This window comes from Halobacillus faecis (genome assembly GCF_007991335.1).
Taxonomy (GTDB): domain Bacteria; phylum Bacillota; class Bacilli; order Bacillales; family Halobacillaceae; genus Halobacillus; species Halobacillus faecis.
On the sequence record NZ_BJYD01000012.1, the window covers coordinates 368,155 to 382,740 of the forward strand.

Genomic DNA, 14,586 nt, shown 5'->3' on the forward strand with positions numbered 1-14,586 from the left:
GTGAATGGCCGTTCCTTACACCATCTTTCGTCAGCTCATATCACGGAGGTCTTCTCAGACACAACATGAATTTGAAATACGATAAACGCTTTTGTGATACTTCCGCTATTTTACAAACTCAAGGAATAAGACCTGCTGAAAGGCAGGTCTTATTTCGTTGCATGTATAATAGAAAGCGGTTACTTGTGCTATAATGCCATTACATACATCAGAGAAAAGAGGTTTCTAAATAAAACCATATTCTGATTTGATTCATTTCATGCTTTATATTCACCCTATTTAAAAATGGAACGTTACATAAATGTGCAGGGCCATTAATGGATAACCATCCAATGAAATACCGATGGCACCCTGTTATGGGAGGAGTTTTTCTATGAAGTCGATTTTTCATCGAGCACTAGGTGAGCAATTCCATCATCTTCATCCTGAGCTTCAAAAGAAATACGGTTTGACGAGTAAACAAAACTTAATGATCCTTGGACAAGGGAGAATGACTGAAATCAGAGGGACACATCCATTGCTTCGTCCTTTTCTTCAGGTAGGAACAAAAGATCACCTCGTCTTTGCAGAACGAGGGAAAGATGTCCCGTTCACTCTTGAGAATTATATCTATGAAGATGAAAGAGGACGTGAAACCATCAGCTGGATTCGGAGGTTTTTCTTTCCGTACTCTATTCGAGGGTTTGATGCAGCCATGCGATTTGATGAAGAAAAAGGTTGTATCGTTGATGATCTAGGAAAGACAGGACTCATACAAACCGAGCTGGACCTCCATGTCACAGCAGAAGGCGGTCTTTATATGGAGTCGAAAGTAATGAATGTGGATGGCCTTTTGTCCATGGCCAATCCGACGACCAGCGTGTACGAACATTATGATGAAGAGGAAGGCGCTTTTCGAGTTCATGTACACGCAGAACACCCCGTCTTAGGTACGCTTCTTATGTATGAGGGGACGGTTCATACGGAATTTCTACCGATGACTTTCAACAACATTCCTGAACGCGGCGTATTGGAATAAAGGAGGATCACCAGTGACCACTCATAAAAATGATGGAAGCGAGAAAGTCCATACTGATTTTTCAAGCCGAATGACCTATGGGGAATATTTGAACTTGGAGGAACTGCTATCTGCTCAAAATCGTCTATCCACTCACCATGATGAGATGCTTTTTATTGTCATTCATCAAGTCAGTGAACTATGGATGAAGTTGACTTTGCATGAACTTCAAGCAGCTATAGAAGCGATTAGAAAAAATCACATGCAGGCGGCTTTTAAGATGCTGGCTCGAGTGTCCAGCATTCAGAAACAGATTATTCAAGCCTGGGATGTCCTTTCAACATTGACTCCATCAGAATATATGGAGTTCCGCGATCACCTTGGACAGGCTTCCGGCTTCCAATCCTATCAGTACAGAATGATTGAATTTGCATTGGGGTACAAAACTTCTCACGTTTTAAAAATCTACGAGAAAGATCCTGATTTGCAACGTGGTCTTGAAGTGGCCTATCGTGCACCAAGTCTCTATGATGCTGCCATCGAAAAGCTATCTGATTCGGGTTTTCCAATCTCAGAAAAATTGTTGGACCGCGATTACATGCAGCTGTATGAAAAAGATGCCAGTGTAGAAGCTGCCTGGACAAATGTCTATAAAGATGTAGAGCAATACTGGGACTTGTACCAATTGGGGGAGAAGCTTGTTGACATTGAAGACAGTCTCCAGCAATGGCGTTTCCGTCACATGAAAACAGTCGAACGAATCATCGGTCACAAAAAAGGGACAGGCGGCTCCTCCGGTGTCGGCTATTTAAAGAAAGTCCTCGATCATCGTTTTTTTCCCGAATTATGGGATGTCCGCACCAACATCTAGAACTCTCCTGATGGGAGAGTTCTTTTTTATTCCGCTAAATGATAGGATTCTGGAAGACTCAGAAACCCCACAGGCCCCAGTATCAGAAGGCTCAACGCACTCCCACGGAAAGCGTGCCATTCCTCGGAGCTCTTATCTAATCAACCCAAGTCCCGATACTAGAGTCTTTAAGAATAGGGAGTGATTTTGGAAAAGGAGTTTGCCGAATTAACTTAATTTACTGAATATATCGAAGTAATTACGTCATTGTTACATTTGTGTTACAATAGATTGTGTGACTATGAGATAAAGAGGGAAAAGCATGAGACAACCGATTATATATACCATCTTGTTTGTTTTGTTGACGGCGTCCGGCTGTTCTTTCATTGCAAATGCTAATGAAGAGTCGGGAGAGAAGACAGATATTCAGGTCATGTATGACGTTCGTATAGAAACAGATATTAGTGAATTTGAAGAGTATCATATGACCGCACATTATCCACAAACACCGAATAACCAAATCGACCAAACGATTATAGATTATGTGAATCAGCAGAAAGCTTTATTTAAGCAAGAAAGCTACAAAAGTAAACAAAAGAATGATGGAAGCCAGGCGCATGAATTGCACATTGATTTTGAAGTCATTCATCAAAATCAACGGTTTTTCGTTGTAAGATTCATAGAAACGATGGACCTTGGTGCAGGCGGAGTTATGACCAACCAGACCATCATGAATTTCGATAAGAAGAACGGAAAAGCTTTGTCGCTGGAAGAATTATTTAAGGAAGATATCTATTATGTCGATCGTCTCCACGAGTGGACGAAAGAGAAGATGGGCGATGCAGGTGAAGGAAACTCACAGCTTATGGATAAGGTTGAGGCGAAACCTGAATTTTACGAAGATGTCGCTTTTACGGGGGAAGGGTTGCTTGTTTTTATAGATGCCCCAGCTAGTCAAGAACCATACCGTGTGATGATCGAGAAAGATAAAGTATCCAGACTTCTTCGTTCAGAGTACACAGATGCCTTTATAGAGGCACCTGATGTAGTGGATAACACAACTTCAGAGGACAAGGGAACCGACAATCATTACAAGGACTTTTCTCTAGATAACCATTTACATGGGGAAAGGAAAGAAGTGGCTTTAACCTTCGATGATGGTCCTCACCCTGAAGTAACGAGGGAAATCCTTGATGTACTGGACAAGTATGAAGCGAAAGCCTCTTTCTTCATGATCGGGAAACGGGTAGGTTACTATCCTGAAGTGGCTCGTGAAGTGAGTGAACGCGGGCATGAAATTGGAAACCATACGTGGAATCATCCACGTTTGGGACGCTTGTCAGACGATCAGATCAACCAGCAGCTTACTTCTACTCAAACGATTCTGGAGCAAGTGACAGGGCAGAAGGTGGATTTACTACGGTTACCTTTTGGAAATCTTCCTTCTGCAAACGATCAGGAAGAAAACATTGTTGCGCCATGGACGATTTATAGTGAGGAATGGGAAGATCTAAAACCGGAGACGGTCGCTGAGGATATCCTTTCAGAAATGGAAGGAGATTCCATTGTTCTGCTTCACGATCTTCAACATTCTACAGTAGAAACCGTGGATCTCCTATTAAAAGGGCTGTACGCTGAAGGGTATGAAGTTGTTCCTGTTGGTCATATCATTGATAAACAAGAAAACCGTTCCGTTTTTAATTAAAAACGGAACGGTTTTTTATTTTTCACTTCTTCAGGTAGAGCCATCACGATGGAATTATATTAATTGTTCTGCCACCCATTTGCCCCAACGGTCAAACTCTACAAGGAATCCGTCATGCCCATAGTCGGTGTGTATGTGGTGGTGCTCTCCTTTTTCGCAGGTGGCAGAGAATGGCTGGATTAATGCTTCTGGATAAAGAAGGTCATGTTCAAAACTGAAGGTATGAACCTCCGCTTTGTATTGCTTCGCTGCTTGTGCCCATCCATTTCTTCCTCGTCCGATATCGTGGTTGTTCATCGCCTCGAGAAGGTAGAGATAGCTGTTAGCATCAAAACGTTCTTTAATCTTATCCCCTTGATAATCCAAATAAGATTGAATTTCATAAGAGGTATCGGCGTGATAGGACCGGTCAAACCTTTTTTCAAATAAGGTACTGCTTCGGTACGTGACCATACCGGTCATCCGGGCAATCTCGAATCCCCTTAAGTCTTCGTTTGAATGATAGTCTCCATTTCTAAAATGAGGATCACTCTTTATCGCTCTAGCACCAATATGATTAAAAGCGATGCCGTAATCACTTAGATAGGGCGTCGCTGCGAGGATGAATAATTTATCCATAAAATCAGGATAAAGGAGCCCCCATTCGTACGTCTGCATACCTCCAAGTGATCCGCCTGCTACCGCATGGACATGAGTGATGCCTAAGCGGTTTAATGCTTCATATTGAGCGTGAACCATATCGCGAATGGTTACTTTGGGAAAAGTCTGACGGTACGGTTTGCCTGTGTCCGGGTTGATGCTCGCAGGCCCTGTAGACCCGTGACACCCGCCAAGAACATTGAAGGTGATTACTTGGTATCGATTGGTATCAATTGGACAATCTTCACCAATCAAACCGGCCCACCAGCCACGTTCATCCCTTGAACCGACAGCGAGCTGGTTGCCCGTTAATGCGTGGCATACGAGGATGACGGGAGCATTCGTCGGCCCGTATCTTTCGTAGGCAAGTTCGACATTTCCGAGCTCTTCACCAGACTCAAAGATGAAAGTGCCAATCGATATCGTTTGATTGGTTCGTGGGTGGCTGGCGGGGTTTCTTAATGACATGCTTATCATTCTCCTTTCTTTCACTAGACCGATACGAGGGAAGTGGATAGATCTTTCCCTGATCGGATGTTCACGACAGCTTCATAAAGGCTCACCCCGGAAATGATGGCTGCATCTTCGTGGTTGATTGGTTTTCGTGACCAGAGTAGTGTCGGTTTTACTTCTTTCGCTATGTTCAAGATCTCCTCATCCGCTTCCTCAACATAAACGATATCCCAGTTGACATTCGTTTCCCTTTGTAGTTCCTCCATGTTAGAGAAGGAAACAACATCAAATCCCAGTCTTTCCAACTTGTGCTGCTCCACAAGAAGAGAACTCGCGCATACAATCCCGATGACTCTTTTTCTCAACTCCCCGTTCGAACGGTCCAGGGATGAAGATAAAACGGGTTCCGCCGCGTGCTTGCTTTTACCGTATGATTTTCTAAATCCATTGGCATGATAAATGGCGTTGTCCAGGTCCTGAATTAAATCTTCTACAGATTCTAACCCCACAGATAAGCGGACAAGTTCTTCTGTTACACCAGATTTACTCAAGTTTTCATGGCTTAATTGCTGGTGAGTGGTAGAGGCTGGATGGATAATTAAAGATTTGGCATCCCCGACATTGGCTACATGTGACCAGATGGTACTTTGGTCAATCAGTTTCCGACCTGCATCGCGCCCTCCTTTAATCCCGAAAACAACGATCGATCCATGACCGTAATGAAAGTACTTTTCGGCTAAGGTGTGAGTGGGGTGGTCTTTTAAGCCTGGATAATTCACCCACTCGACGCCTTCGTGTTGATTTAAATATTCAGCAATTTCTAAAGCTTGATTCGCATGTGTCTTCACTCGTAAGTGTAAAGTTTCCAGTCCTTGCAGAAGTAAGAATGCGTTTTGAGGGCTTAGACAGGCGCCGATATCTCGAAGCAGCTGTACGCGCAATTTTATAGCAAAAGCAGCAGGGCCTGCATCCACCCCGAATCGGATGCCGTTATAGCTTTCATCCGGTTCTGTGAATCCAGGGAACTTTTCATGGTTCCAGTTAAAACGTCCACTATCAACGACAACTCCACCGATGGCCGTTCCGTGTCCGCCAATCCATTTCGTGGCGGAGTGCACAACGATGTCAGCACCCCAGTCGATCGGTCTGCACACATACGGAGTAGCGAATGTGTTATCAATGATAAAGGGGATGTGGTGATCATGCGCGACATCTGCGATCGCTTCAATGTCCAGGATATTTAAACTCGGATTGCCGATGGTTTCCGCAAAGATGGCTTTTGTGTGAGGAGTAATCGCCTTGGCGAATGATTCGGGATCCTCTCCTTCAACAAAATGGACATTGATTCCATAACGGGGAAGGGTGTGGACAAATAAATTGTATGTCCCCCCATAAAGGTTCGTGGAAGTCACGATATCGTCTCCGGCTTTAGCGACATTCAGGATGGCCATGGTGATGGCAGACATGCCTGATGCTGTCGCCACGGCAGCAGCACCGTCTTCAAGAAGGGCGATCCGCTGTTCGAAAACATCGACGGTCGGGTTTCCGATTCGTGAATAAATGTTGCCTGGTTCCGCAAGCGAGAAAAGGTTTTGAGCATGTTCCGTATCATTGAAAACATACGATGTCGTCTGATAAATCGGTACGGCACGTGACCCTGTAGCGGGATCAGGCTCTTGACCGCCATGAAGCAAATTTGTTTCAGGACCGAACGTATGGAATGGTAAACTCATGGGAAATTCCTCCTCTGATTTTTTCCTAGGGCATCCACTTTGTAGAAGAGGGAAAACGAAAAGCCCTCTTCTTTAAGTAAGAAGAGGGCTTTATGTATCTCATACCTCCCCTTATCTTTCAGATCATGTGACCTGTAGGATGTAGCACCTTTTCAAGGTTTTAACTTGAAGGTTGCCGGGCGTCGTAGGGCCTAGTCCCTCTGCCGCTCTCGATAAGAGTAATTTTATTTAATTTTTCTGACTTGTTTTAAAATTATAAAGCCGTCCTTTCTTATTGTCAAACCATTTCAATACGTTTGAACCCTTCCTGCTGTGGGAATGGATAATTAAGTCTATGAGATAGGAGTGAAGTTCATGAAACAATATAGTGTTGTACCTAATAAAGATGTAACCGGCTGGTTCGTAAAGATCGAGGATGTCGCGCCGACAGACCTTTATGATGAGCGTGATACCGCTGTTGCCAAAGCGGAGGAAATCGCAAAAGAAAACAAACCGAGCAAGCTTCAAATCATGGATCAAAACCATGAAGTTGAAGAAGAGCGCACCTACTAATGAAAACTCCCGTCGCGGGAGTTTTTTTATGTCCATAGATGGATTGGTTATTAAAGTAAAGGGCACGATTCTTGAAGACTAAGTTTCGAGATGTTTCCGGGGTTCGTTGCCTTGTTGGGCGTCAGGGGTGGCTGGGAAGCTACTCGTCCAGCTCCATCGCCCAGACACTCGCGTCATAAGCAGAACAGCAAAGGAATGAAAGAGGACATTCCATTGCTGTTCTGCTTATGCCAGTCGTGTCTACCAGGGCGATTCCGCATTCGAACACTTTCCTGTGGGGGAGTGGGGAGCTTCCTCGGATTTCTTCCTGCGGGATCTCGCCTATCTCCTTTCTCCCACGGGAGTCTCGCAGCTTCCCAACTACCCCTTTCGATGTAAGGGAGGAACGAACCCTTGTACCAAGTTGGAGGGTCTTCCACAAACGGGAGCTTATCTACAACAAACCGCTCTAGAGTTTTCGTGGTGCTCCAGTTATGATGGAGGTAAACGATACGTGAAGGTGTGTGCAATTATGAATGATCATTATGATGTCATTATCGTCGGTGCACGTGTAGCCGGCGCAAGTTTAGCTATTTTATTAGGAGAGATGGGGAAGAAAGTCCTCCTTGTTGATAAAGCCAGTTTTCCAAGTGATACATTATCCACACATTTTATGTCCCACACAGGATTCTTAGAAAAATTAGGTGTGCTTGAGCAACTCGAAGAGTCAGGTTTGAGAAAAGTAGCGAGAATGAGGACCTATATTGGAAGTAGTTTCGTAGAAGGGCCGAGGACCTCCTATACCATTATCCCTAGAAGAGACAAACTTGACTCTATGCTGATCCAACGTGCGCTCACTTTCCCATCCGTCAATTTTAAACCTGAGACATCGGCAAGAGAACTGATCTGGGAAGAGGGGAAGGTCGTTGGTGTCCGTCTATTAGAAAAAGGAGAACTTCATGATGTCCATGCTGATCTAGTTGTTGGGGCTGATGGGAAAAACTCGAACATTGCTCATTGGACAGATGCAGAGAAGTATGAAGAAACGAAGCCCTTGCGCCCGGTCATCTACGGATATTTTGAGGGGATAGAACCTTTGCCCGAACCTGCTACAGAGATCTTTCTTCATGAAGGTCGCATCGGCTTTGTTTTTCCAATGGAGTCGAACCGGGACTGCCTGGGTATAGAAATCCATCCAGAAGAATTCAAAGCGATGATGAAAAACCCGGAAGAATCATTTAAACAAACGTTTGATCAACTGTACGGAATGAAAGCAAGAATGAAAGGTGCTAAGCTTCAAGGGAAAATCATTGGAACACCAGGCATGCCGAACTTTTTCCGAACGGCTTATGGTAATGGCTGGGCGTTAATCGGAGATGCTGGTCACAGCAAAGACCCGAGTACAGGTTTAGGGATCAATGATGCCTTTATGCAATCATTCTTATTGGCTGATGCCTGCTTGAAAATAGATAAAGGAATCTCGAAAGAAGAGGCGATGAAGGAATTCGCAAGGAAGAGGGATGAGCAGCTTCTCCCTGGTTTCCAAATGACCCTTCAATATATCCAGTCCTTAAGAAAATGGACAGATAATGAAGTGGCATTATTTCAATCGATGGCAGCAAACCCAATGGTATGGAACAAACTTGTACCGAATTTATCCCGCCATTTAGAAAACGATGCTGCTGATTTTCCTCTTCTTCATACAGCAATGCAAATGGAAGCAGAACAGTTCGGTTTTAAAAAGGAATCCTAGCGATAAAAGTCGAATGTAGGTAGTGAGGTGATCAAGATGGAATGGACGAAAGAAACCGCATTTACAAAATTGCAGGAAATCTATAATGATAAAGTCATGCAGGATGAAAAACGGAGAGTTTTTCAACAAGTGCACAACCATTTGCAACAACATCTCGATGATCTGGCGGTCCAATCCGGGTTGAAAGAAAAAGCGCAGGAACAGCTGAAATTCTTTAAGGAGTATACGTTTATGCCTGGAGACAACTTGTTTCAGTCGATGCGCTACGTATTTTTAATTGCTCGTGGTGAAAAAGAAAGAGACCCAGAAGAGACACGACAGCATTTGAATCGCATCTACCGTTCGCTTTACCAACCGGCAGGACTTAAGAATCCTTATATTCCTGATTCCTTTTGGGAAACCCCGCTTGGTGTAGCTTGTTTAGTCGCGGAAGAAGGCGTGGAAGCTGTCTATCCAATTTTGGATGAAGTACTAGAAGCAGAGCGAGTATAACTAAGAGCTCAGGTCATGCCTGAGCTTTTGTTATACCTATAGGATGGTGGGAGACTTTTTTATAATTGGTAGAACTGCTTAATTCTAGCGATCGCTTCTTTGAAACCCGATAATCCTTCGAGATTTGCTAGCATTCCCTTTAATATCGCAGGGCGAGGCTGGTCTCTCTTCATCTCTTCCGTCAGGACATGCACGGTATCTTTAATATCCTGATCCCCTTCATTAGCTAGTTCCTCTAAACTCGCTAACAGCTGCTCTTTTTCTTCCCCGGAGAAGTTAACAGGTAAGAGCTGGCGCATGGTTCCTCCTGTAATGACTGGTTGGTCACCGCTCTTCTCAAAGCCTTCGACGATGTAGTCTGTTCTACGTAACATCGCTTCCGATAGGGCTTCAAGGTTCAAATCAGCCCCTTCGATAATGATTAGATCCATATATCCTTTGAACATCCCCTGCAGAATTAGACTGACTTCCCATACGATTTCGTCCACCCGCTTATGATAGATGTTTTCCAAGTGGCTTTTGTAGAAAAGGTAAGAGTTCACCCGCATTTGAGTAAGGAATTGTTCAATATTTTCATTGAATGGTATGGCTTGTTCCCGGATTTGCATAATGATGAATTCACGATGATCGGCCAGTTCTTCGAATGTAACCTGCAACTGTTTCATAAACTTAGTACGGTCATCAGCATCGAGTTTTTGGATTTCATCAATGCGCGTCTGGATCCGCTGATAGTAATAATTGAAAATGTCAAGGAGCAAAGCATCTTTCGATTTGAAATGGAGATAGAATGCTCCTTTGGATATTCCGCATGCACTTGCGATTTCCTGAACGGAAGTAGAGCTGAATCCTTTTTTTGCAAACAGTTTGATGGACTGTTCGATAATATATATTGATTTTTGTTCCATGGTTGACGCTCCTTATAATGTGGAGAAGTTGATGTTTTCTCTTGACCTCTGACCAGTTGGTCATTTATATTTTATAGTGCTATGACTAACTGGTCAATAAAGGGGAGATTGAAGTATGAAACGAATCATCGATTTTTCGATGAATAACAAATTTGCGATTTGGCTTATGACAATCCTCATTACCGCTGCAGGGTTATATGCAGGATTGAATATGAAGCTTGAAACGATACCAGATATCGAGCCGCCGATCATTACGGTGACCACGACGTATCCAGGGGCTACACCAGAAGAGGTGGCTGATCAAATATCAGAACCACTTGAACAGCAAGTAAGCAATTTGAGTGGAGTGAAAACAGTCAGTTCTTCCTCTTTTCAAAATGCTTCTTCGCTTCAATTGGAATATAGCTTTGATAAAAGTTTAGATGAAGCGGAGGATGAATTGCAAGAAGCAGTCGATCAGGTGGCTTTGCCGGAAGGGGCAGAAGAGCCTTCCGTATCCCGTCTGAACTTCAACGCTTTTCCTGTTGTGAGCTTGAGTGCCATCAATGGAGATGGGTCTCTTGAACAATTGACGACAACCGTAGAAGAAGAGGTTGTGCCTTCTCTTGAGGGACTTGAAGGTGTCGCGGATGTGCAGGTTTCCGGTCAGCAGCTTGAGGAAGTCCGGATTGATATGAATGAAGAAGTATTGAATGAACGGGGTCTCGACCAAGAAACCATTACACGTTTCATTCAAGGGTCGGATGTTTCTTTCCCGTTAGGTTTGTACACATTTGATGATACTCAAAAATCTGTCGTCATTGATGGAAACCTTACAAGTGTAGAAGAATTGAGAGAATTGCAGATCCCTGCTATTCCTTCTGCAGGAGGGGCTCAGCAAGGTCAACAAATGCCTTCACAAGGAGCAGAGCAAATTCCTCCAGAAGCACAGCAAGGAGGTCAGGGAGAGGGAGCGACGACTGGTGACATGCCAGCGATGGATGGCATTCCGACTGTTACCCTGGGCGAAATTGCTGATGTGGAGGTCGTTGGAGAGGCTGAATCCATCTCCCGTACCAATGGGGAAGATTCCATTTCCCTGCAGATTATCAAATCACAAGAAGCAAATACGGTTGATGTCGTAAACCTTGTAAAAGAGGAAACAGAATCTTTCCAGGAAGAGCTGGATGGGGTAGAGTTTGTGTACTCCTTTGACCAAGGCGAGCCGATTGAAGAGTCTGTCAGTACCATGCTTAATAAGGCATTGTTTGGTGGAATATTCGCCGTCCTCGTTATTCTTTTGTTCTTGCGCAACATCAAGACGACACTGATTTCCGTCATTTCCATTCCGTTATCCTTATTGATTGCCATTCTATTCTTAAACTGGATGGACATCACGTTGAATATCATGACCCTTGGAGCCATGACGGTTGCGATTGGACGTGTGGTGGATGACTCGATTGTTGTTGTTGAGAATATATACCGGCGGATGTCGTTATCGGAAGAGAAGTTAAAAGGAAAAGCATTGATTCGTGAGTCGACGAAAGAGATGTTTATGCCGATTCTTTCTTCGACGCTTGTAACGATCGCGGTGTTCCTACCACTGGGCCTTGTTGAAGGTACAGTCGGTCAAATATTCTTACCATTTGCACTAACCGTTGTTTTTGCCTTGTTAGCCTCTTTACTTGTGGCTGTTACCATTGTCCCGATGCTTTCTCATTCTCTATTAAAAGAATCGAAAATCAAGGGGCGTACACATGAAGAAGGGGCAGGAAAACTCGCTCTCTTTTATAAAAAGATCCTAAACAGCACGCTGAACCATAAAATTATCTCTAGCATTATTGCTGTCTTGGTTCTTGTCGGAAGTATCGCACTTCTTCCACTTGTAGGAACAAGTTTCCTTCCTGAGCAAGAACAAAAGATGGTCGTTGCAACCTTCAGCCCTGAACCGGGCCAAACGTCAGACGACGTGGAACGTATCGCTGAAGATGCACAGCAGTTCTTTATGGACCGTGATGGAGCAGAGACGGTTCAATACTCTGTCGGAGGCGAAAACCCGATGAACCCTGGGGCTTCGAACCAGGCGATGTTCTACGTGGAATATGCTGATGATACCGAAGAATTTTCGGAAGAAACGCAACGCGTTATAGACAGCTTGAATGAACAAACTGAAAACGGCGAATGGATGAGTCAGGACTTCTCTGGAGCAGGATCAAGCAGTGGCCTTGAACTGCGTGTGTACGGCGATAATACAGAAGAAATCAAACCAGTCGTAACGGAAGTTGAAGAACTTCTTGCCGATGAAGAGAATTTGAGAAACGTCGATTCCAGCCTTTCAGAATCCTACGAGGAATATACGCTTGTAGCCGACCATGAACGTCTTAGTGAATTAGGTCTCACAGCTGCTCAAATCGGCATGGAGCTCGGACAGAACCGTCAGGAGCCCGTGATTACGACAATTGAACGGGATGGAGACGAACTGAATGTCTATCTTGAAGTAGAGAAAGAAGACATTACTGGAATTGAAGACTTAACTGGGAAAGAAATTACCTCCCCAACGGGTCAGGCAGTCGCCATCAGTGAACTTGTCGAAGTCGAAGAGGGAACAACAGCTGATACAATTACACGGAGAAATGGACGCGTGTATGCAAGTGTCAGCGCAGAGATTACGGTGGATGATGTAGGTGCCGTTTCTCAACAGGTCAATGAAAAAGTGCAGGATATCGATACGCCATCCGGAGTTGAAATTACCCAGGGAGGAGTAGCGGAAGACATCAATGAATCCTTCTCCCAATTAGGGTTAGCGATGCTCGCGGCTATCGCGATCGTTTACTTGATCCTCGTTGTCTTCTTTGGCGGAGGACTTGCGCCACTTGCGATTCTATTCTCCTTGCCGTTTACTATTATCGGAGCGGTTCTCGGATTATTGATCAGTGGAGAAACGCTTAGTATTTCTGCCATGATCGGTGCATTGATGCTGATTGGAATTGTCGTAACCAATGCGATTGTTCTTATTGACCGTGTCATCTATAAAGAAAAAGAAGGCTTCTCTACACGTGAAGCTTTACTGGATGCAGGAATGACAAGACTCCGTCCAATCTTGATGACAGCCCTTGCCACAATCGGAGCCCTGCTTCCGCTGGCGCTTGGATTTGAAGGCGGTTCGATCATCAGTAAAGGTCTTGGGGTTACGGTTATCGGTGGGTTAGCAAGTTCCACACTGCTGACACTACTCATCGTACCACTCGCGTACGAAACTTTAATGAAGTTCCGTAGACAGAAAAAGACATAAACTACGAAATAGATTTTGGTAGAATAAGAACATCCTCAAACGATGAGGATGTTCTTTTTTTGTATTCGTAGAGAGTTCATTGTTTTTATTGATATGGCAGTGGGAATGGACTATAAATCGTTGAATGGAGGGGTTCGGATGGAACATTATGAAATTACGATCGTAGGTGCCGGACTGTCTGGCATAACCGCAGCACGGAGATTAAAGAAACAAGGAAGAAGCAATCTATTGTTAACAGATAAAAGTAAAAGTGTTGGCGGAAGACTGGCAACGAGAAGAGTAGCAGATGGACGGGCCGATCACGGTGCGCAATTTTTCACTGTGAGAACAGATGAGCTTGGAGAAGAGGTGGAGAATTGGCTTGAACAAGGATGGATTAAACAATGGTTTGGAGAGAAATACCCTCGTTACACCGCTGTTCAGGGGATGAACGGCCTTGCGAAGCAGTTAGCCGCAGACCTTCCAACTTCCCTACATACAAAAGTAGTCAAACTGCTTGAAGTAGAGGGAGGATACCGCCTTTATAGTGAAGATGGAAAGGAGTGGCAATCTGATAAAGTACTTCTGACGATGCCCGCCCCTCAAATCATCGAACTTTTGAAAAATAGTGAGGTGGAGGTCGATGAAGAAGAATTGAAACAACTCAAGGACATTTATTTCGAACCTACGTATGTTGGCATTTTCCAATTCAAAGAAGAGACAGAACTGCCAGACGGAGGTCATGTAGATGTTGGCTTGCCTGAAGGAATGGAACGAATGGTTGATCATCGGAAAAAGGGGATATCAGACGATACGATTGTAAGCGTGTACATGGAAGCGGAATGGTCCCGTAAGCATTATGGCGAAGATTATGTGATGTCATTAATTAAAGAAAAAGCCGCTGGGTACTTGAACTGGAAGCAGCTCGAGTCTGAACAGTTGAAGCGTTGGAGATATGCCCAGGCCAAAAAAGTAATGAGGCAGCCTTATGTCGATCTATCTGGGGATGGACGTCTCGTAGTCGCCGGTGATGCGTTCTTAAGATTGAATGATGGAGCAGGACGCACGCGCTTTGAAAGTGCTTATCTCTCAGGGAAAGATGCAGCAGCCTATTTGAGTTGGTGAGCTTATTTTAGGCGTTCTGCCTAACAAAGCGAAAGGTCATCCGTTTCGAGGATGACCTTTCGCGCCAAAGGAGCGCCGGATCGCGCCAAAGGAGCGCCGGATCGCGCCAAAGGAGCGCCGGATCGCGCCAAAGGAGCGCCGGATCGCGCCAAA

Annotated in this window: 11 protein-coding genes and 1 riboswitch; of the genes, 8 read left to right on the forward strand and 3 right to left on the reverse strand. The window is 44.5% G+C overall.

Features of this window, described 5'->3' with window-relative positions:
• The first annotated feature begins 373 nt into the window (after window positions 1-373).
• From HFA01_RS08200 to HFA01_RS08210, 3 genes are all read left to right on the forward strand, one after another.
• Window positions 374-1,018 carry a DUF4166 domain-containing protein gene (locus HFA01_RS08200; protein WP_146815065.1) on the forward strand — a complete coding sequence of 215 codons (645 nt, stop codon included), beginning with the start codon at window positions 374-376 and terminating at the stop codon, window positions 1,016-1,018.
• Between the two features lie 13 nt (window positions 1,019-1,031).
• Complete coding sequence (kynA, locus tag HFA01_RS08205) at window positions 1,032-1,868, forward strand: tryptophan 2,3-dioxygenase (protein ID WP_281290471.1); 837 nt, start codon at window positions 1,032-1,034, stop codon at window positions 1,866-1,868.
• Between the two features lie 301 nt (window positions 1,869-2,169).
• Window positions 2,170-3,552 carry a polysaccharide deacetylase family protein gene (locus HFA01_RS08210; protein ID WP_146815067.1) on the forward strand — a complete coding sequence of 461 codons (1,383 nt, stop codon included), beginning with the start codon at window positions 2,170-2,172 and terminating at the stop codon, window positions 3,550-3,552.
• A 54-nt stretch (window positions 3,553-3,606) separates the two neighbouring features.
• Here HFA01_RS08210 and metX read toward each other — a convergent pair whose 3' ends face one another.
• Both metX and HFA01_RS08220 read right to left on the reverse strand, forming a co-directional pair.
• Complete coding sequence (metX, locus tag HFA01_RS08215) at window positions 3,607-4,659, reverse strand: homoserine O-acetyltransferase MetX (protein WP_146815069.1); 1,053 nt, start codon at window positions 4,657-4,659, stop codon at window positions 3,607-3,609.
• 23 nt (window positions 4,660-4,682) lie between these two features.
• A complete protein-coding gene (locus HFA01_RS08220; protein ID WP_146815071.1) occupies window positions 4,683-6,377 on the reverse strand; it encodes an O-acetylhomoserine aminocarboxypropyltransferase/cysteine synthase family protein in 1,695 nt (564 codons plus the stop codon).
• 108 nt (window positions 6,378-6,485) lie between these two features.
• Window positions 6,486-6,596, reverse strand: a riboswitch (SAM riboswitch).
• Between the two features lie 135 nt (window positions 6,597-6,731).
• Between HFA01_RS08220 and HFA01_RS08225 the strand changes: the two genes are divergently transcribed.
• The 3 genes from HFA01_RS08225 to HFA01_RS08235 all read left to right on the forward strand — a co-directional run bounded on the left by HFA01_RS08225 (window position 6,732) and on the right by HFA01_RS08235 (window position 9,153).
• Window positions 6,732-6,929 carry a DUF2188 domain-containing protein gene (locus tag HFA01_RS08225; protein ID WP_146815073.1) on the forward strand — a complete coding sequence of 66 codons (198 nt, stop codon included), beginning with the start codon at window positions 6,732-6,734 and terminating at the stop codon, window positions 6,927-6,929.
• Between the two features lie 511 nt (window positions 6,930-7,440).
• A complete protein-coding gene (locus HFA01_RS08230; RefSeq protein WP_146815075.1) occupies window positions 7,441-8,661 on the forward strand; it encodes an NAD(P)/FAD-dependent oxidoreductase in 1,221 nt (406 codons plus the stop codon).
• Between the two features lie 36 nt (window positions 8,662-8,697).
• Window positions 8,698-9,153, forward strand: a complete 456-nt coding sequence (locus HFA01_RS08235) for a hypothetical protein (protein ID WP_115823467.1) — start codon at window positions 8,698-8,700, stop codon at window positions 9,151-9,153.
• A 59-nt stretch (window positions 9,154-9,212) separates the two neighbouring features.
• Here the strand turns inward: HFA01_RS08235 and HFA01_RS08240 are convergent, their stop codons facing one another.
• Window positions 9,213-10,058 (reverse strand): TetR/AcrR family transcriptional regulator, encoded by an 846-nt coding sequence (locus HFA01_RS08240; RefSeq protein WP_146815077.1) that lies wholly within the window; start codon window positions 10,056-10,058, stop codon window positions 9,213-9,215.
• 115 nt (window positions 10,059-10,173) lie between these two features.
• Here HFA01_RS08240 and HFA01_RS08245 point away from each other — a divergent pair, with 115 nt between their 5' ends.
• Together HFA01_RS08245 and HFA01_RS08250 are read left to right on the forward strand one after the other, a co-directional pair.
• Entirely contained in the window at window positions 10,174-13,329 is a 3,156-nt protein-coding gene (locus tag HFA01_RS08245) for an efflux RND transporter permease subunit (protein ID WP_146815079.1), read from the forward strand.
• A 138-nt stretch (window positions 13,330-13,467) separates the two neighbouring features.
• Window positions 13,468-14,433, forward strand: a complete 966-nt coding sequence (locus tag HFA01_RS08250) for an NAD(P)/FAD-dependent oxidoreductase (RefSeq protein ID WP_146815081.1) — start codon at window positions 13,468-13,470, stop codon at window positions 14,431-14,433.
• Window positions 14,434-14,586: the final 153 nt, after the last annotated feature.

Excerpts from the sequence above, each read along its gene's own strand:
- HFA01_RS08200 (WP_146815065.1), top strand. The coding sequence starts at position 374 with ATGAAGTCGATTTTTCATCGAGCACTAGGTGAGCAATTCCATCATCTT.
- HFA01_RS08210 (WP_146815067.1), top strand. The coding sequence starts at position 2,170 with ATGAGACAACCGATTATATATACCATCTTGTTTGTTTTGTTGACGGCG.
- metX (WP_146815069.1), bottom strand. The coding sequence starts at position 4,659 with ATGTCATTAAGAAACCCCGCCAGCCACCCACGAACCAATCAAACGATA.
- HFA01_RS08220 (WP_146815071.1), bottom strand. The coding sequence starts at position 6,377 with ATGAGTTTACCATTCCATACGTTCGGTCCTGAAACAAATTTGCTTCAT.
- HFA01_RS08225 (WP_146815073.1), top strand. The coding sequence starts at position 6,732 with ATGAAACAATATAGTGTTGTACCTAATAAAGATGTAACCGGCTGGTTC.
- HFA01_RS08230 (WP_146815075.1), top strand. The coding sequence starts at position 7,441 with ATGAATGATCATTATGATGTCATTATCGTCGGTGCACGTGTAGCCGGC.
- HFA01_RS08235 (WP_115823467.1), top strand. The coding sequence starts at position 8,698 with ATGGAATGGACGAAAGAAACCGCATTTACAAAATTGCAGGAAATCTAT.
- HFA01_RS08240 (WP_146815077.1), bottom strand. The coding sequence starts at position 10,058 with ATGGAACAAAAATCAATATATATTATCGAACAGTCCATCAAACTGTTT.
- HFA01_RS08245 (WP_146815079.1), top strand. The coding sequence starts at position 10,174 with ATGAAACGAATCATCGATTTTTCGATGAATAACAAATTTGCGATTTGG.
- HFA01_RS08250 (WP_146815081.1), top strand. The coding sequence starts at position 13,468 with ATGGAACATTATGAAATTACGATCGTAGGTGCCGGACTGTCTGGCATA.